At 52.4% G+C, this 18,693-nt stretch carries 14 protein-coding genes, 1 tRNA gene and 4 rRNA genes; 9 read left to right on the forward strand and 10 right to left on the reverse strand.

Features of this window, described 5'->3' with window-relative positions; translation table 11 throughout:
- Positions 1-23 precede the first annotated feature (23 nt).
- From EAE_RS04775 to fis, 5 genes are all read left to right on the forward strand, one after another.
- Positions 24-266: a DUF997 family protein gene (locus EAE_RS04775; protein WP_015369454.1), complete on the forward strand. Its 243-nt coding sequence runs from the start codon at positions 24-26 to the stop codon at positions 264-266.
- Positions 256-1,707: a sodium/pantothenate symporter gene (gene panF, locus EAE_RS04780; protein WP_015369453.1), complete on the forward strand. Its 1,452-nt coding sequence runs from the start codon at positions 256-258 to the stop codon at positions 1,705-1,707. The genes EAE_RS04775 and panF overlap by 11 nt, the downstream gene beginning before the upstream one ends.
- 11 nt (positions 1,708-1,718) lie before the next feature.
- Positions 1,719-2,600 carry a 50S ribosomal protein L11 methyltransferase gene (gene prmA, locus EAE_RS04785; protein ID WP_015703628.1) on the forward strand — a complete coding sequence of 294 codons (882 nt, stop codon included), beginning with the start codon at positions 1,719-1,721 and terminating at the stop codon, positions 2,598-2,600.
- A 358-nt stretch (positions 2,601-2,958) separates the two neighbouring features.
- The gene (gene dusB, locus EAE_RS04790) at positions 2,959-3,924 is read left to right on the forward strand and encodes a tRNA dihydrouridine synthase DusB (protein ID WP_015369451.1); all 966 of its coding nucleotides are present in this window, start codon (positions 2,959-2,961) and stop codon (positions 3,922-3,924) included.
- A gap of 24 nt (positions 3,925-3,948) precedes the next feature.
- Positions 3,949-4,245, forward strand: a complete 297-nt coding sequence (gene fis, locus EAE_RS04795; protein WP_000462905.1) for a DNA-binding transcriptional regulator Fis — start codon at positions 3,949-3,951, stop codon at positions 4,243-4,245.
- An 83-nt stretch (positions 4,246-4,328) separates the two neighbouring features.
- Here fis and envR read toward each other — a convergent pair whose 3' ends face one another.
- On the reverse strand, positions 4,329-4,985 hold the full coding sequence (gene envR, locus EAE_RS04800; protein WP_047058539.1) for an acrEF/envCD operon transcriptional regulator: 657 nt from the start codon (positions 4,983-4,985) through the stop codon (positions 4,329-4,331).
- 356 nt (positions 4,986-5,341) lie between these two features.
- Between envR and EAE_RS04805 the strand changes: the two genes are divergently transcribed.
- The 3 genes from EAE_RS04805 (at position 5,342) to EAE_RS04815 (ending at position 10,103) form a co-directional block, all read left to right on the forward strand.
- Positions 5,342-6,481 carry an efflux RND transporter periplasmic adaptor subunit gene (locus tag EAE_RS04805; protein ID WP_015703630.1) on the forward strand — a complete coding sequence of 380 codons (1,140 nt, stop codon included), beginning with the start codon at positions 5,342-5,344 and terminating at the stop codon, positions 6,479-6,481.
- A gap of 13 nt (positions 6,482-6,494) precedes the next feature.
- Entirely contained in the window at positions 6,495-9,605 is a 3,111-nt protein-coding gene (locus EAE_RS04810; RefSeq protein ID WP_015703631.1) for an efflux RND transporter permease subunit, read from the forward strand.
- A 276-nt stretch (positions 9,606-9,881) separates the two neighbouring features.
- Positions 9,882-10,103, forward strand: coding sequence for a hypothetical protein (locus EAE_RS04815; protein WP_015369447.1), 222 nt, complete (start codon positions 9,882-9,884; stop codon positions 10,101-10,103).
- Between the two features lie 265 nt (positions 10,104-10,368).
- Here the strand turns inward: EAE_RS04815 and rrf (EAE_RS04820) are convergent.
- The 5 genes from rrf (EAE_RS04820) to EAE_RS04840 form a co-directional block, all read right to left on the reverse strand.
- Positions 10,369-10,484, reverse strand: a 5S ribosomal RNA gene (gene rrf / locus EAE_RS04820).
- 37 nt (positions 10,485-10,521) lie between these two features.
- Positions 10,522-10,597: transfer RNA gene (locus EAE_RS04825), tRNA-Thr, on the reverse strand.
- Positions 10,598-10,611: 14 nt separating this feature from the next.
- A 5S ribosomal RNA gene (rrf, locus tag EAE_RS04830) occupies positions 10,612-10,727 on the reverse strand.
- 93 nt (positions 10,728-10,820) lie between these two features.
- Positions 10,821-13,725 (reverse strand): 23S ribosomal RNA (locus EAE_RS04835).
- A gap of 206 nt (positions 13,726-13,931) precedes the next feature.
- Positions 13,932-15,472, reverse strand: a 16S ribosomal RNA gene (locus EAE_RS04840).
- The 16S, 23S and 5S rRNA genes sit together here with 1 tRNA gene alongside, the layout of an rRNA operon.
- 471 nt (positions 15,473-15,943) lie before the next feature.
- Here EAE_RS04840 and EAE_RS04845 point away from each other — a divergent pair.
- Entirely contained in the window at positions 15,944-16,498 is a 555-nt protein-coding gene (locus tag EAE_RS04845; protein ID WP_015703633.1) for a gamma carbonic anhydrase family protein, read from the forward strand.
- On the opposite strand, the gene EAE_RS04850 is transcribed toward EAE_RS04845, so the two are convergent.
- From EAE_RS04850 to EAE_RS04865, 4 genes are read right to left on the reverse strand one after another with little or no spacing between them, the layout of a single operon-like run.
- The gene (locus EAE_RS04850) at positions 16,474-16,731 is read right to left on the reverse strand and encodes a DUF1488 family protein (RefSeq protein WP_020077816.1); all 258 of its coding nucleotides are present in this window, start codon (positions 16,729-16,731) and stop codon (positions 16,474-16,476) included. The genes EAE_RS04845 and EAE_RS04850 overlap by 25 nt on opposite strands.
- The gene (gene aroE / locus EAE_RS04855) at positions 16,728-17,546 is read right to left on the reverse strand and encodes a shikimate dehydrogenase (protein ID WP_015369443.1); all 819 of its coding nucleotides are present in this window, start codon (positions 17,544-17,546) and stop codon (positions 16,728-16,730) included. The genes EAE_RS04850 and aroE overlap by 4 nt, the downstream gene beginning before the upstream one ends.
- Before the next feature lie 3 nt (positions 17,547-17,549).
- Positions 17,550-18,122 carry an L-threonylcarbamoyladenylate synthase type 1 TsaC gene (tsaC, locus tag EAE_RS04860; RefSeq protein ID WP_015703634.1) on the reverse strand — a complete coding sequence of 191 codons (573 nt, stop codon included), beginning with the start codon at positions 18,120-18,122 and terminating at the stop codon, positions 17,550-17,552.
- Complete coding sequence (locus EAE_RS04865) at positions 18,115-18,669, reverse strand: DNA topoisomerase family protein (protein ID WP_015369441.1); 555 nt, start codon at positions 18,667-18,669, stop codon at positions 18,115-18,117. The genes tsaC and EAE_RS04865 overlap by 8 nt, the downstream gene beginning before the upstream one ends.
- Positions 18,670-18,693 lie beyond the last annotated feature (24 nt).

Consider the following 18,693-nt stretch of genomic DNA (forward strand, 5'->3'; position numbering starts at 1 on the left):
TCTTCATCCTCAAGGGACAAAAAATGGACAAAAGATTTGTTCAGGCCCATAAAGAAGCGCGCTGGGCGCTGTGGCTGACCCTTCTCTATCTTGCCGCGTGGCTGGCTGCGGCCTATCTGCCTGGCGTCGGTATCGGCTTTACCGGCCTGCCGCACTGGTTCGAACTGGCCTGCCTGCTGGTGCCGCTGCTGTTCGTCCTGCTGTGCTGGGCGATGGTGCGCTTTATCTTCCGCGATATCTCTCTGGAGGATAACGATGCAGCTTGAGATTATCGTGGTGCTGATCGCTTATCTGTTTGTCGTTTTCGGGCTGTCTCTTTACGCGATGCGTAAACGCAGTACCGGGAACTTTCTGAGCGAGTATTTCCTCGGCAGCCGATCGATGGGCGGCTTTGTATTAGCCATGACCCTCACCGCCACCTATATTAGCGCCAGCTCGTTTATCGGCGGCCCTGGCGCCGCCTACAAATATGGGCTGGGCTGGGTACTGCTGGCGATGATCCAGGTACCGACGATCTGGCTCTCTCTCGGGATCCTCGGCAAGAAGTTCGCGATCCTGGCGCGCCGCTACAATGCCATTACCCTTAACGATATGCTGCAGGCGCGCTACCAAAGCCGCGCGGTGGTATGGATTGCCAGCGTCAGCTTGCTGGTGGCCTTTGTTGGGGCCATCGCGGTGCAGTTTATCGGCGGCGCGCGCCTGCTGGAAACCGCCGCCGGGATCAAGTACGAAACCGGACTATTGATATTTGGTATCACAATTGCGCTCTACACCGCTTTTGGCGGTTTCCGCGCCAGCGTACTCAACGATACCATGCAAGGGATGGTGATGTTGATCGGAACGATCGTCCTGCTGGTTGGTGTAGTGCATGCCGCCGGAGGCCTGCATCAGGCGGTAGAAACACTCCAGCAAATCGACCCGCAGCTGGTGTCGCCCCACGGCGCCGATGATATCCTCACGCCAACCTTTATGACCTCGTTCTGGGTGCTGGTCTGTTTCGGCGTCATCGGCTTGCCGCATACCGCCGTACGCTGTATCTCCTATAAAGACAGCAAGGCCGTACACCGCGGGATCGTTATTGGCACCATCGTCGTGGCGATTCTGATGTTCGGTATGCATCTCGCCGGCGCTCTTGGCCGCGCCGTCCTGCCGGGCCTCACTGTGCCCGATCAGGTGATCCCGACGTTGATGGTTCAAGTGCTGCCGCCGTGGGCCGCAGGGCTGTTTTTAGCGGCGCCGATGGCCGCGATTATGTCTAACGTTAACGCCCATTTACTGCAGGCATCGGCTACGATCATTAAAGATCTGTGGCTCAGCGCTCAGCCGACGAAAAAGCGTAACGAGCAGAAGCTGAAGCGGATCTCAACGATCGCCACCTTAGTGCTCGGCATACTTATGATGCTGGCCGCCTGGCGGCCGCCGGAAATGATTATCTGGCTTAATCTGCTGGCCTTTGGCGGCCTGGAAGCCGTGTTCTTATGGCCGCTGGTATTGGGCCTTTACTGGGAGCGGGCAAACGCTGCCGGCGCGCTCAGCGCGATGTTAGTGGGCGGCATACTGTATGCCGTGCTCGCGACGTTTAACATTCAGTACCTGGGCTTCCACCCTATCGTGCCCTCGCTGCTGCTAAGTTTGTTGGCTTTTGTCGTCGGGAACCGCTTCGGTCAACCCGTACCACCAGCCCCTATTATGACTACTGATAAATAAAGAGTTTTGCCATGCCTTGGATCCAACTAAAACTGAATACGACCGGCGCTCACGCGGAAGAACTGAGCGACGCGCTGATGGAGGCCGGCGCGGTCTCGATTACCTTCCAGGACACCCACGACACGCCGGTGTTCGAACCGCTGCCGGGTGAAACCCGTTTGTGGGGCGATACCGACGTTATCGGTCTGTTCGACGCAGAAAGCGACATGAACGAAGCGGTTGCTATCCTTGAGCAGCATCCGCTGCTCGGCGCCGGCTTCGCGCATAAAATTGAACAACTGGAAGATAAAGACTGGGAACGCGAGTGGATGGATAACTTCCACCCGATGCGTTTCGGCGAACGCCTGTGGATTTGCCCGAGCTGGCGCGATGTTCCTGATGAGAATGCAGTCAATGTGATGCTTGATCCAGGACTGGCCTTTGGTACCGGCACTCACCCAACGACCGCGATGTGTCTGCAATGGCTCGACGGCCTTGACCTGCAGGGCAAAACGGTTATCGATTTTGGCTGCGGTTCCGGCATCCTGGCGATCGCCGCGCTGAAGCTGGGCGCCGCCAAAGCTATCGGTATTGATATCGATCCGCAGGCCATTCAGGCCAGTCGTGATAACGCCCAGCGTAACGGCGTCTCCGAACGCCTTGAACTGTATTTGCCGCAGGATCAGCCAGAAGCCATGAAAGCCGATGTGGTGGTCGCAAACATCCTGGCAGGCCCGTTGCGTGAGCTGGCCCCTTTAATCAGCGTCCTGCCGGTTACAGGCGGCCTGCTGGGCCTTTCCGGAATCCTGGCAAGCCAGGCGGAAAGCGTCTGCGAAGCCTACGCCCCGCTCTTCACCCTCGACCCGGTGGTGGAGAAAGAGGAGTGGTGCCGAATTACCGGACAGAAAAACTAAGTAAGACTGCGGCCTACGGGCCGCATTTTTGTTTCCAGTAACCGCCGAATATTGCCAGGAAATGAGAGCCGGATCGCATTACGATGCCCTTTTTTGGCTACAAAAACAGCGTTTTATCCCGTCTCGTATCGCTTTCATCTCAGAAAAATCGAGAAGTTTTGTGATTTTATAATTGGACACAAATTATCCCGTTGGTAATAACATAATGATTAATATGATAATTTATTCATGGCTATTACGTTACTCCTGGATTCATTGATCTGTAACAGAGGATTGGTCAAAGTTTGGCCTTTCATCTCGCGCAAAAAATGCGTAATATACGCCGCCTTGCAGTCACAGTATGGTCATTTCTTAACTCATGCGCATCGGACACCACCAGCTCAGAAATCGCCTGATCGCAGCACCTATGGCTGGCATCACTGACAGACCATTCAGGACGCTGTGTTACGAGATGGGAGCAGGTTTAACCGTCTCCGAGATGATGTCCTCCAACCCGCAGGTATGGGAGAGCGACAAGTCCCGGTTACGAATGGTGCACATTGATGAGCCCGGTATTCGTACCGTGCAAATCGCCGGTAGCGTACCGGAAGAGATGGCCGCAGCCGCCCGTATTAACGTGGAAAGCGGCGCCCAGATTATTGATATCAATATGGGGTGCCCGGCTAAAAAGGTGAATCGTAAGCTTGCTGGTTCAGCCCTCTTGCAGTATCCCGATCAGGTGAAGTCAATCCTGACCGCGGTCGTCAAGGCAGTGGACGTTCCGGTGACTCTCAAGATTCGCACCGGTTGGGAACCGGAACACCGTAACTGTGTAGAGATTGCCCAACTGGCTGAAGAATGTGGCATTCAGGCTCTGACTATTCACGGACGCACTCGCGCCTGCTTGTTTAACGGAGAAGCTGAATACGACAGTATTCGGGCAGTTAAGCAGAAAGTTTCCATTCCGATTATCGCGAATGGCGACATTACTGACCCGCTTAAAGCCAGAGCCGTGCTCGACTACACGGGAGCTGACGCTCTCATGATAGGCCGTGCGGCTCAGGGAAGACCCTGGATCTTTCGGGAAATCCAGCATTATCTGGACACTGGGGAGTTGCTGCCCCCCCTGCCGTTGGCAGAGGTTAAGCGCTTGCTTTGCGCGCACGTTCGGGAACTGCATGACTTTTACGGTCAGGCAAAAGGGTACCGAATCGCGCGTAAACACGTCTCCTGGTATCTCCAGGAGCATGCTCCAAATGACCAGTTTCGGCGCACATTCAACGCCATTGAGGATGCCAGCGAACAGCTGGAGGCGTTGGAGGCATACTTCGAAAATTTTGCGTAATAGAAATAAAGAGCTGACAGAACTATGTTCGAACAACGCGTAAATTCTGACGTACTGACCGTTTCTACCGTTAACTCTCAGGATCAGGTAACTCAAAAGCCCCTGCGTGACTCGGTTAAACAGGCACTGAAGAACTATTTTGCTCAACTGAATGGTCAGGATGTTAATGATCTGTATGAGCTGGTATTGGCTGAAGTTGAACAGCCACTGTTGGACATGGTGATGCAATACACCCGTGGTAACCAGACCCGCGCTGCCCTGATGATGGGTATCAACCGCGGTACTCTGCGTAAGAAACTGAAAAAATACGGCATGAACTGATATTAATCAGTAAATTGCTGAATTAAAAAGGCGCTCTTCGGCATGGGGAAGCGCCTTTTTTTATACCTGATTTTTATACTGAACTACTGCCCCACGGCAGCTATTGACCACACGCTATGGTCAGGTTGTTGCAGCGATAACGCCGACATAATATTGTCTACCAGCACGGGCGCCTGCTGATAGAGATTGAATTGTTCAGGATCCATTAACCAGTTTTTGATAATTCCTGTAAAAGCGCCGTGTAATATTATCAACGTAATTTCGATATTTGTTTCCGCCGGCAATAATCTATTTCTTACGCAACATTGCAGGACGTCACGGATTATGGCGTAATTGAAGCCAATTCGTTTGCGGATTTCGCTTTCCGGCAGCATGTCACTGGTAAACTCGCATTTATGATAAAGAATTTGTAGTAGTGCCTGCTGTCGGGGATTCTCAGCGATATATTGTAATCCGGTAATAAATTTTTTACGTAACCCTGTTAACGGATTTTGGTTATCCAGCTCCCACTGTTGATGGGGCAGTAGCTCTCTGAGCGGCGGCTGCTGCTGCCACATCTCATTAAATAACTCCGCCTTGCTGGAAAAATGCCAGTACACCGCTCCACGCGTGACGCCCGCGGCGTCAGCGATATCGGTCAGCGTGGTATTGGTAACGCCGCGCTGCGCGAACTGCTGAATGGCGGACTCAATCAGGAGTTGACGCGTTCTTAAGGCGTCCTCTTTGGTTTTTCTGGCCATAACCTTTTCCCACTCGCTACCTAACGGTGAATACAGAATTGACTGATACACCAGCCAATTTAGCATTCCATAAAAAATATTATTTAGCAAAAATGCAGATACTGACATTTAATTACACGAGAATTTAATACATGCGATAAATATAAAATAAGAATACATTCACAAAATAAATATTAAAGGAAGAGGAGCTAAATCAATCGCCTGTTTTTTGTTTTTGCGTGCCTTGTTCATTGCCCCAAAATAACTATTCCTTACATCCACCGGTGTTTATTTGTAGGATAACGAACCGCTTTAAAATTCATTATTTCTTCGCAGATTCGCCGCCCTATCCGGCCCGTAATCTATAAGGAACAGCAATGACGAGTCATGCCAGAGTATCTCTTTTATCCAGCCTAATTATCTCCGCCTTGTTGCTTACCGGTTGCGATAATTCAGGCGACCAGCAGGCACAGCCGCAGGCGCCGCAGGTTAGCGTACATGTAGTACACAGCGAACCGCTTTCCGTCACCACTGAGCTCCCAGGGAGAACATCGGCCTTCCGTGTCGCTGAAGTTCGCCCTCAGGTCAGCGGTATTATCCTGAAACGCAACTTTGTCGAGGGCAGCGATATCAAGGCCGGTGAATCGCTCTATCAAATCGACCCCGCTACTTACCAGGCGGCCTGGAACAGCGCCAAAGGCGACGAGGCAAAAGCCGAAGCCGCAGCGGCTATCGCCCATCTGACGGTGAAACGTTATGTTCCTCTGCTTGGAACTCAGTACATCAGTCAGCAGGAATACGATCAGGCCGTCGCTACCGCGCGTCAGGCCGATGCCGATGTCGTGGCGGCTAAAGCCGCGGTCGAAAATGCCCGTATCAATCTGGCTTACACCAAGGTGACTTCGCCCATCGACGGGCGGATTGGTAAATCCAGCGTAACCGAAGGCGCACTGGTGACCAACGGCCAGGCGGACGCCATGGCGACGGTGCAGCAACTCGATCCGATCTATGTCGACGTAACCGAATCCAGCAACGATTTTATGCGCCTGAAACAGGAAAGCCTGCAGCGCGGTGATGACAGTAAAAGCGTGCAGCTGATTATGGAAAATGGCCAACCCTATTCCCTGAAGGGATCGCTGCAATTTTCTGACGTGACCGTCGATGAAAGCACCGGATCCATTACGCTGCGCGCGGTATTCCCTAATCCGCAACACACTCTTCTGCCGGGCATGTTTGTCCGCGCCCGTATCGATGAAGGCGTCAATCCGCAAGCAATTCTGGTACCGCAGCAGGGGGTTACCCGCACGCCGCGCGGCGATGCCACTGTGTTAATCGTTAATGCGCAGAACCAGGTGGAAAACCGTGAAGTCACCGCCGCCCAGGCGATAGGCAATAAATGGTTAATCACCAGCGGCCTGCAAAACGGCGACAAAGTCATCGTTAGTGGGTTACAGAAGGTTCGCCCAGGCGTCACCGTGAAGGCGACGGAAGATACCACTGCCTCCGCCGCACAATAAGGTATGAATCGCTATGTCTAAGTTCTTCATTCATCGACCGGTGTTTGCATGGGTGCTGGCGATCATCATGATGATTGCCGGCGGCCTCGCCATCATGCAGCTCCCTATTGCGCAATATCCCACGATTGCGCCGCCCGCGGTAGCCATCTCGGCAACCTACCCGGGTGCAGATGCGCAAACCGTGCAGGACACCGTCACTCAGGTTATCGAACAGAACATGAATGGTATCGATAATCTGATGTACATGTCCTCTACCAGTGATTCATCCGGTAGCGTGACCATCACGCTCACTTTTCAATCCGGCACCGATCCGGATATCGCCCAGGTGCAGGTGCAGAACAAACTGCAACTGGCGACGCCGCTGCTGCCACAGGAAGTACAGCAGCAAGGTATTAGCGTTGAGAAATCCAGTAGCAGCTTCCTGCTGGTTGCCGGATTTATTTCTGATAATCAAAGCACTACCCAGGATGATATTTCCGACTACGTTGCCTCCAACATCAAAGACCCTATCAGCCGCCTTAACGGCGTGGGCGATGTACAGTTGTTCGGTGCGCAATATGCCATGCGTATCTGGCTCGACGGCAACCTGCTGAATAAATATAACCTCACGCCGGTTGATGTTATCAACCAGCTGAAAGTGCAAAACGATCAGATCGCCGCCGGACAGCTTGGCGGTACACCATCGGTTAAAGGTCAACAGCTTAATGCCTCGATCATTGCTCAGACTCGCCTGAAAGATCCTGAGGAATTCGGTAAAGTCACGCTGCGGGTTAACGCCGATGGTTCCGTGGTTCGCCTGAAGGATGTCGCGCGCATTGAACTGGGCGGCGAGAACTATAACGTTGTCGCGCGCATTAATGGCAAACCCGCCTCTGGTTTGGGGATCAAGCTGGCGACCGGCGCCAATGCGTTAGATACCGCTACGGCGATTAAAGCGAAACTTGCCGAGCTGCAGCCCTTCTTCCCGCAAGGGATGAAAGTTGTTTATCCCTACGACACCACGCCGTTCGTTAAAATCTCCATTCACGAAGTGGTCAAAACGCTGTTTGAAGCCATTATCCTCGTCTTCCTCGTGATGTATCTGTTCCTGCAGAACATTCGCGCAACGCTTATCCCGACGATCGCTGTGCCGGTCGTCTTGCTGGGTACTTTTGCGGTGCTGGCGATGTTCGGCTACTCCATCAACACGCTAACCATGTTTGGCATGGTGCTGGCGATAGGGCTACTGGTCGACGATGCCATCGTGGTGGTAGAGAACGTTGAGCGCGTCATGGTCGAGGACAAGCTTTCCCCCGTTGAAGCCACAGAGAAATCAATGGAGCAGATTCAGGGGGCGCTGGTTGGTATCGCCATGCTGCTCTCGGCGGTATTCGTCCCGATGGCCTTCTTTGGCGGCTCGACCGGGGCGATTTATCGTCAGTTCTCCATCACTATCGTTTCCGCGATGGCGCTGTCTGTACTGGTCGCGCTGGTACTGACCCCGGCGCTATGCGCAACCATGTTAAAGCCAGCATCCGCAGACCATCATGGCAAAAAGGGGTTCTTCGGCTGGTTTAATGCCAGGTTCGACCAAAGCGTTAACCACTACACCAACAGCGTAAGCGGGATCCTGCGCGGCACCGGGCGCTACCTGGTTATCTATCTGCTGATCGTTATCGGCATGGCAATGCTGTTTGTCCGCTTGCCTACATCCTTCCTGCCTGATGAAGACCAGGGCGTGTTCCTGACCATGGTTCAGTTACCTGCTGGCGCTACGCAAGAGCGTACGCAAAAGGTGCTCGACTCCGTCAGCGACTACTATCTACAGAAAGAGAAAGCTAATGTTGAGAGCGTGTTCACCGTTAACGGCTTTAGCTTCAGCGGACAAGGACAAAACTCCGGTATGGCGTTTGTCAGTCTGAAACCATGGGAAGAGCGCAGCGGTTCGGAAAACGGCGTTGAAGCCATTATTAAGCGTGCCACCGCCGCATTTAGCCAGATTAAAGATGCAATGGTCTTCCCGTTCAACATGCCGGCCATCATCGAGTTAGGTACCGCGACCGGTTTCGACTTTGAGCTGATTGACCAGGGTGGCTTAGGACACACACAGCTAACTCAGGCACGAAACCAGCTTCTGGGGATGGTAAAACAGCATCCGGAACAGCTGGTACGCGTTCGCCCTAATGGCCTTGAAGATACACCGCAGTTTAAACTCGACGTCGATCAAGAGAAAGCGCAGGCGCTGGGCGTCTCGTTATCCGACATTAACGAAACGATATCAGCTGCACTGGGCGGCTATTATGTGAATGACTTTATTGACCGCGGCCGCGTGAAGAAAGTCTATGTTCAGGCCGATGCCAGTTTCCGTATGCTACCCGGTGATATCAATAACATGTATGTCCGCAGCTCTAACGGTGAAATGGTGCCGTTCTCGGCATTTGTTACTTCACGTTGGGTATATGGTTCTCCGCGTCTCGAACGTTACAACGGCCTGCCTTCGATGGAAATCCTCGGCGAAGCGGCTCCGGGTAAGAGTACCGGGGAAGCCATGGCCTTGATGGAGCAACTGGCCAGTAAACTGCCAGCAGGTATCGGTTATGACTGGACGGGCTTGTCTTATCAGGAACGTTTATCAGGTAACCAGGCGCCAGCGCTATATGCTATTTCGCTGATAGTCGTCTTCCTCTGTCTGGCAGCACTCTATGAAAGCTGGTCTATTCCATTCTCCGTTATGCTGGTTGTGCCATTAGGAGTTATCGGCGCATTATTAGCAGCCTCAGTTAGAGGATTGAATAATGACGTTTATTTCCAGGTTGGCCTGTTAACAACTATTGGTTTATCTGCGAAGAACGCCATTCTTATTGTTGAGTTCGCCAAAGACCTTATGGATAAAGAAGGCAAAGGTATTATCGAGGCGACCCTGGAAGCATCCCGTATGCGTCTGCGCCCTATATTAATGACTTCATTAGCCTTTATTCTCGGGGTCATGCCGTTAGTAATTAGCCATGGCGCTGGTAGCGGCGCGCAAAACGCTGTCGGTACCGGCGTGATGGGCGGTATGCTTACCGCAACGCTGCTGGCCATCTTCTTCGTGCCGGTGTTCTTTGTGGTTGTAAGGCGTCGCTTTACCCGCCACGTAGAATAATCGACTATGATTATCAAGGCGCCAACCGGCGCCTTTTTTATTTCTATCAGAACAACAAGTTAGTAGAAATACTAATTCCCATCCACGCCTGACGCATTGAAAATATCCCTTTCTACATATTTTCTTCATTATTTCTCATTTCTCTTCACGATATTTACTCTGCTCATAATTTGAGATTATTTCCCCTTCCGGGCCTGGGTCATTGCGGTGGTAAAATAAGCTATTCCGTTATGTGTTGACATCGTTGACTGCAAACGGTTATTTAGAGGTAATACCATGAAAAAATTAATATTAGTGACATTGTTAGCAACGTTGCTTGCTGGCTGTGCCCATGATTCCCCGTGCGTGCCGGTCTATGACTCGCAGGGCCGACTGGTGCATACCAATACCTGTGTAAAAGGCACAACTCAGGATAACTGGGAAACCGCTGGCGCAATCGCCGGTGGGGCCGCAGCGGTTGCCGGTCTCACGTTAGGAATCGTGGCGCTTACGCGTTAGTGATACCTCTCCACAAATGCGTAAGCCGGGATGCGTTCCCTTTGGCTTAGCCGCCAGAAAGACAAAAGGCCCAGTCTCACGACTGGGCCTTTCATTTATATTGATATGGTCATTTTCCCGGGGGCGGCGCGATGCGCCTTTCCCGGGCTACGGGTCTGTAGCCCCGGTAAGCGCAGCGCCACCAGGGAAGATGGCGGCGCGTCTGGCCGCAAAACACAAAAACAAAAGGCCCAGTCTTTCGACTGAGCCTTTCGTTTTATTTGATGCCTGGCAATTCCCTACTCTCACATGGGGAGACCCCACACTACCATCGGCGCTACGGCGTTTCACTTCTGAGTTCGGCATGGGGTCAGGTGGGACCACCGCGCTCTCGTCGCCAGGCAAATTCTTTACAAGTGCCGAACTTTAACCTAAAAAGTGGTGCTGATACCCAGAGTCGAACTGGGGACCTCACCCTTACCAAGGGTGCGCTCTACCAACTGAGCCATATCAGCACGCTAAATTTGATGCCTGGCAGTTCCCTACTCTCACATGGGGAGACCCCACACTACCATCGGCGCTACGGCGTTTCACTTCTGAGTTCGGCATGGGGTCAGGTGGGACCACCGCGCTATCGCCGCCAGGCAAATTCTGTTTTCAACACGTCCTCAGGACGCATCGAGTAATCTGTATCAGGCTGAAAATCATCTCAAATCGCCAAAACACCTTCGGCGTTGTAAGGTTAAGCCTCACGGTTCATTAGTATCGGTTAGCTCAACGTATCGCTACGCTTACACACCCGACCTATCAACGTCATCGTCTTTAACGTTCCTTCAGGAGACTTAAAGTCTCAGGGAGAACTCATCTCGGGGCAAGTTTCGTGCTTAGATGCTTTCAGCACTTATCTCTTCCGCATTTAGCTACCGGGCAATGCCATTGGCATGACAACCCGAACACCAGTGATGCGTCCACTCCGGTCCTCTCGTACTAGGAGCAGCCCCCCTCAATTCTCCAGCGCCCACGGCAGATAGGGACCGAACTGTCTCACGACGTTCTAAACCCAGCTCGCGTACCACTTTAAATGGCGAACAGCCATACCCTTGGGACCTACTTCAGCCCCAGGATGTGATGAGCCGACATCGAGGTGCCAAACACCGCCGTCGATATGAACTCTTGGGCGGTATCAGCCTGTTATCCCCGGAGTACCTTTTATCCGTTGAGCGATGGCCCTTCCATTCAGAACCACCGGATCACTATGACCTGCTTTCGCACCTGCTCGCGCCGTCACGCTCGCAGTCAAGCTAGCTTATGCCATTGCACTAACCTCCTGATGTCCGACCAGGATTAGCTAACCTTCGTGCTCCTCCGTTACTCTTTGGGAGGAGACCGCCCCAGTCAAACTACCCACCAGACACTGTCCGCAACCCCGATTAGGGGCCAACGTTAGAACATCAAACATTAAAGGGTGGTATTTCAAGGTTGGCTCCACGCAGACTGGCGTCCACGCTTCAAAGCCTCCCACCTATCCTACACATCAAGGCTCAATGTTCAGTGTCAAGCTATAGTAAAGGTTCACGGGGTCTTTCCGTCTTGCCGCGGGTACACTGCATCTTCACAGCGAGTTCAATTTCACTGAGTCTCGGGTGGAGACAGCCTGGCCATCATTACGCCATTCGTGCAGGTCGGAACTTACCCGACAAGGAATTTCGCTACCTTAGGACCGTTATAGTTACGGCCGCCGTTTACCGGGGCTTCGATCAAGAGCTTCTCCTTACGGATAACCCCATCAATTAACCTTCCGGCACCGGGCAGGCGTCACACCGTATACGTCCACTTTCGTGTTTGCACAGTGCTGTGTTTTTAATAAACAGTTGCAGCCAGCTGGTATCTTCGACTGATTTCAGCTCCACCCGCAGGGGCTTCACCTACATATCAGCGTGCCTTCTCCCGAAGTTACGGCACCATTTTGCCTAGTTCCTTCACCCGAGTTCTCTCAAGCGCCTTGGTATTCTCTACCTGACCACCTGTGTCGGTTTGGGGTACGATTTAATGTTACCTGATGCTTAGAGGCTTTTCCTGGAAGCAGGGCATTTGTTACTTCAGCACCGTAGTGCCTCGTCATCACACCTCAGCGTTAATAAGGTACCGGATTTACCTGGAACCTCCGCCTACATGCTTAAACCGGGACAACCGTCGCCCGGCTAACATAGCCTTCTCCGTCCCCCCTTCGCAGTAACACCAAGTACAGGAATATTAACCTGTTTCCCATCGACTACGCCTTTCGGCCTCGCCTTAGGGGTCGACTCACCCTGCCCCGATTAACGTTGGACAGGAACCCTTGGTCTTCCGGCGTGCGGGCTTTTCACCCGCATTATCGTTACTTATGTCAGCATTCGCACTTCTGATACCTCCAGCAACCCTCACAGGCCACCTTCGCAGGCTTACAGAACGCTCCCCTACCCAACAACACATAGTGTCGCTGCCGCAGCTTCGGTGCACAGTTTAGCCCCGTTACATCTTCCGCGCAGGCCGACTCGACCAGTGAGCTATTACGCTTTCTTTAAATGATGGCTGCTTCTAAGCCAACATCCTGGCTGTCTGTGCCTTCCCACATCGTTTCCCACTTAACTGTGACTTTGGGACCTTAGCTGGCGGTCTGGGTTGTTTCCCTCTTCACGACGGACGTTAGCACCCGCCGTGTGTCTCCCGTGATAACATTCTTCGGTATTCGTAGTTTGCATCGGGTTGGTAAGTCGGGATGACCCCCTAGCCGAAACAGTGCTCTACCCCCGAAGATGAGTTCACGAGGCGCTACCTAAATAGCTTTCGGGGAGAACCAGCTATCTCCCGGTTTGATTGGCCTTTCACCCCCAGCCACAAGTCATCCGCTAATTTTTCAACATTAGTCGGTTCGGTCCTCCAGTTAGTGTTACCCAACCTTCAACCTGCCCATGGCTAGATCACCGGGTTTCGGGTCTATACCCTGCAACTTAACGCCCAGTTAAGACTCGGTTTCCCTGCGGCTCCCCTATACGGTTAACCTTGCTACAGAATATAAGTCGCTGACCCATTATACAAAAGGTACGCAGTCACACCCGAAGGTGCTCCCACTGCTTGTACGTACACGGTTTCAGGTTCTTTTTCACTCCCCTCGCCGGGGTTCTTTTCGCCTTTCCCTCACGGTACTGGTTCACTATCGGTCAGTCAGGAGTATTTAGCCTTGGAGGATGGTCCCCCCATATTCAGACAGGATACCACGTGTCCCGCCCTACTCTTCGAGTTCACAACCTGTGCATTTTGGTGTACGGGACTATCACCCTGTACCGTCGGACTTTCCAGACCGTTCCACTAACACACAAGCTGATTCAGACTCTGGGCTGCTCCCCGTTCGCTCGCCGCTACTGGGGGAATCTCGGTTGATTTCTTTTCCTCGGGGTACTTAGATGTTTCAGTTCCCCCGGTTCGCCTCGTTAACCTATGTATTCAGTTAACGATAGTGCAACGAATTGCACTGGGTTTCCCCATTCGGACATCGCCGGCTGTAACGGTTCATATCACCTTACCGACGCTTTTCGCAGATTAGCACGTCCTTCATCGCCTCTGACTGCCAGGGCATCCACCGTGTACGCTTAGTCGCTTAACCTCACAACCCGAAGATGTTTCGTAAAACACCCACGTGTCGCGAAAATTTGAGAGACTCGAACACACATTAACTGTGTGTCGTTTCAATTTTCAGCTTGATCCAGATTTTTAAAGAGCAAAATTTCACAATGCACTTAACAGTACATTTTGAAATTTATTATTTATCAAACAATCTGTGTGGACACTACAAAGGCAGGTTCTTTAAGGTAAGGAGGTGATCCAACCGCAGGTTCCCCTACGGTTACCTTGTTACGACTTCACCCCAGTCATGAATCACAAAGTGGTAAGCGCCCTCCCGAAGGTTAAGCTACCTACTTCTTTTGCAACCCACTCCCATGGTGTGACGGGCGGTGTGTACAAGGCCCGGGAACGTATTCACCGTAGCATTCTGATCTACGATTACTAGCGATTCCGACTTCATGGAGTCGAGTTGCAGACTCCAATCCGGACTACGACATACTTTATGAGGTCCGCTTGCTCTCGCGAGGTCGCTTCTCTTTGTATATGCCATTGTAGCACGTGTGTAGCCCTACTCGTAAGGGCCATGATGACTTGACGTCATCCCCACCTTCCTCCAGTTTATCACTGGCAGTCTCCTTTGAGTTCCCGGCCGGACCGCTGGCAACAAAGGATAAGGGTTGCGCTCGTTGCGGGACTTAACCCAACATTTCACAACACGAGCTGACGACAGCCATGCAGCACCTGTCTCAGAGTTCCCGAAGGCACCAAAGCATCTCTGCTAAGTTCTCTGGATGTCAAGAGTAGGTAAGGTTCTTCGCGTTGCATCGAATTAAACCACATGCTCCACCGCTTGTGCGGGCCCCCGTCAATTCATTTGAGTTTTAACCTTGCGGCCGTACTCCCCAGGCGGTCGACTTAACGCGTTAGCTCCGGAAGCCACGCCTCAAGGGCACAACCTCCAAGTCGACATCGTTTACGGCGTGGACTACCAGGGTATCTAATCCTGTTTGCTCCCCACGCTTTCGCACCTGAGCGTCAGTCTTTGTCCAGGGGGCCGCCTTCGCCACCGGTATTCCTCCAGATCTCTACGCATTTCACCGCTACACCTGGAATTCTACCCCCCTCTACAAGACTCTAGCCTGCCAGTTTCGAATGCAGTTCCCAGGTTGAGCCCGGGGATTTCACATCCGACTTGACAGACCGCCTGCGTGCGCTTTACGCCCAGTAATTCCGATTAACGCTTGCACCCTCCGTATTACCGCGGCTGCTGGCACGGAGTTAGCCGGTGCTTCTTCTGCGAGTAACGTCAATCGCTAAGGTTATTAACCTTAACGCCTTCCTCCTCGCTGAAAGTACTTTACAACCCGAAGGCCTTCTTCATACACGCGGGCATGGCTGCATCAGGCTTGCGCCCATTGTGCAATATTCCCCACTGCTGCCTCCCGTAGGAGTCTGGACCGTGTCTCAGTTCCAGTGTGGCTGGTCATCCTCTCAGACCAGCTAGGGATCGTCGCCTAGGTGAGCCATTACCCCACCTACTAGCTAATCCCATCTGGGCACATCTGATGGCATGAGGCCCGAAGGTCCCCCACTTTGGTCTTGCGACGTTATGCGGTATTAGCTACCGTTTCCAGTAGTTATCCCCCTCCATCAGGCAGTTTCCCAGACATTACTCACCCGTCCGCCGCTCGTCACCCGAGAGCAAGCTCTCTGTGTTACCGCTCGACTTGCATGTGTTAGGCCTGCCGCCAGCGTTCAATCTGAGCCATGATCAAACTCTTCAATTTAAGTTTGATGCTCGTGAATTAAACTTCGTAATGAATTACGTATGTTCACTCAGAGACTTGGTATTCATTTATTGTCCGAAGACATTAAGAATCCATGTCACTTTGAGTGCCCACACAGATTGTCTGATAAATTGTTAAAGAGCAGTTGCGACGCGCTTTAGCGCTCTGTCGCGAGGTGGCGTATATTACGCTTTCCTCTTTCAGAGTCAACCCTGAATTTCAGAATTTTTCTCTTCAACCGAACCGGCTGTTTGTGTGAAGTGATTCACATCTGCCGTGTCAGTGGGTGCGCATTATAGGGATCCCATTTTTTTGCACAAGCCTTTTTTCGATCTTTTTTTCTGAATGATGATTTTTCGCGCTTTTCGCACTGTTATTGCTCAAATAGCTCAATTTTTATCAGAAAAAGGGGTTGCGGGAGCGCCTGAAAGCTACCAAAGTCTGGTTATCTACCCTGATGTTGAGGCAGTCATGTCCAGTTATTTACGTCCTTATAAAGAATTATTCCCTCAAATCGGTCTGCGGGTGATGGTGGATCCCAGCAGCGTTGTGATCGGCGATGTCAGAATTGCCGATGACGTCAGCATTTGGCCGCTGGTCGCCATCCGCGGCGACGTGAATTATGTGTCTATCGGCGCACGTTCGAATATTCAGGACGGTAGCGTCCTGCATGTCACCCATAAGTCTTCTTATAACCCTGAGGGTAATCCGCTACTCATAGGAGAAGATGTCACCGTCGGGCATAAGGTCATGCTGCACGGCTGCACTATCGGCAATCGCATTCTTGTCGGAATGGGGTCAATTCTGCTGGATGGCGTGGTGGTAGAAGATGACGTGATGATCGGCGCCGGCAGCCTGGTGCCGCAAAACAAGCGTCTGGAAAGCGGTTATCTCTATTTTGGCAACCCGGTAAAACAAATCCGCCCCCTGACGGAGGCGGAATATGCTGGCCTGAAGTATTCAGCCAACAACTACGTGAAGTGGAAAGACGACTACCTGGATCAGGAAAGCCAGAGCCAACCCTGATGATCTTCTTGCCGATCGCGAATCAACGCTTCCGCTTCATCTTCCAAATCCCAGCGATGTTCACTAAAGAGAGCCAGCCATCGCGCTGGCTCATCGCCACCGAACCGTTGCTGCAGTGTCTGACCCCGAATCGCGCAAGTTAACTGCATGCCATTGACCAACGCGGGGAAAACGATGCACTGCCGTTCAGCGTCCCACTCTTCTCTATCGGGAAATTGGATCGCCTGGTTCACGCATTCAGTTCCTGATGTAAAACAGCAATCACCGGGGCAATTTCCGGTAGTCTACCGTGCCAGAGCAGAACGGCATGTGCGGCCTGAGCCACCAGCATACCTAATCCATCTGCCATTTTTTTAGCGCCATACTGTTGGCACCAATGCAGAAATGGCGTATTTCCTTTCTGATAAAACATGTCATAGCAGTAAACATCGGCATGAATTAACGAGGAAGGTATTGCCGGGATATCGCCGCTTATTCCGCTGGACGTCGCGTTAATAATGAGATCGAACTGATGGCCTCCCAGTTTATCCAGCGATAACGCGCTAACGCTGCCGGTATGAGCAAATAGCGTTGCCAGCTCATGAGCGCGGGAAAAAGTACGGTTAACGATGGTGACCGCGCAATCTAAAGAGAGCAGCGGTAACAATACGCCGCGAGATGCGCCGCCTGCGCCAATCAATAAAATCCTCATACCAGGCTTGATAAAGCCCAGACGCTCTAAGTCGCTTAATAACCCAATGCCATCCGTATTGTCGCCAAGCAGACGGCCATCTTCCAGGCGCTTCAACGTATTGACTGCACCAGCCAGCGCGGCGCGTTCAGTGAGTTCATCGGCACGGGCAAAAGCTTCCTCTTTAAAGGGAACGGTCACGTTAGCGCCCTTACCGCCCGTGTTGAAAAAAGCGTCCAGGGTATTCACAAAATCATCTAATGGCGCCAGTACCCGACCGTAGGGGTGCGCAATATGTAACTGTTCGGCAAACAACTGATGAATGGAAGGCGACTTGCTATGCGCTATAGGGTTACCAAAAACGGCATAAGTTTCCATAAATTACCCCTGGCGGAACTGTTCACCCGTCAGGGCATCACGGATTTCAGATGGGTTTTGCCGCCCGCCCGTTGCGCCATCCACCACCGGGAAACTATCGCCAAACTGGGCACGTACTTCAGCAGTAGTCCGGCACGGCGGCTGACCGGTTAAGTTGGCGCTCGTTGAGACCAGCGGCTTTCCGTAGGCTTCACATAATTCAATTACCAGTGGATGATCGGTAACGCGCACGGCCAGCGAATCAAAGCGCCCCGTCAGCCAGCGTGGGGTATCCGGACGCGCCGGGAACACGAACGTCACCGGGCCGGGCCAACAGGAAAAGATAGCTTCACGCTGGGCGTCGCTTAACCGGGAATCATCAATATACGGTTTCAACTGTTCAAAGCTAGCGGCGATAAGAATCAGTCCCTTTTCAACAGGGCGCTGTTTTAACGCCAGAAGACGCATCACGGCCGTTTCGCTATCCGGATCGCAACCAACGCCAAATACCGCTTCGGTTGGATAGGCGATAACATGTTCATTATTCAGTACCGCCACAGCCTGTGCGACGGTTTCTGAGGGCAGGTTTTTATTCACTTATTTGTTCCGCCGGGATCGGCTTTCCACATTGTTTACTGGCGCAAAAGCGTTTAACACCCTGTGCCGTTTTCTTTTCTATTAATAGCGGGTAATGGCATTCAGGGCATTCGCCCGCCACCGGTTTAAAATTAATTACGAACTGGCAATCAGGGTAGCGATCGCAGGAATGAAAGGTTTTACCGAAACGGGAGCGACGCTGCACCAGATGACCCTGTCCGCATTGCGGACACGCGATAGCGGTCTCATCAGGTTTATCAATCAGCTCGGTATGTTCGCATTCGGGATAGCGACTGCAGCCGATGAACATACCAAAACGCCCCTGGCGTAACACCATGACAGCGCCGCAAGATGGGCACTCTTGCCCCTCCAGCACCTTGACGATATGGCCGTCCGCCTGACTTTTCAGGGGACGGACATAGTCACAGTCCGGATAGTGAGAACAGCCGAGAAACGGGCCATGTTTCCCGGAACGAATCACCAGTTCGGCCCCGCACTGCGGGCAGGGCTCGTTTTTACGCACCGAAAACAGTGCTGATTTGGTCATAACAACTCGATGTTGCTGCAATAA

The sequence above is a fragment of the Klebsiella aerogenes KCTC 2190 genome (assembly GCF_000215745.1).
GTDB lineage: Bacteria > Pseudomonadota > Gammaproteobacteria > Enterobacterales > Enterobacteriaceae > Klebsiella > Klebsiella aerogenes.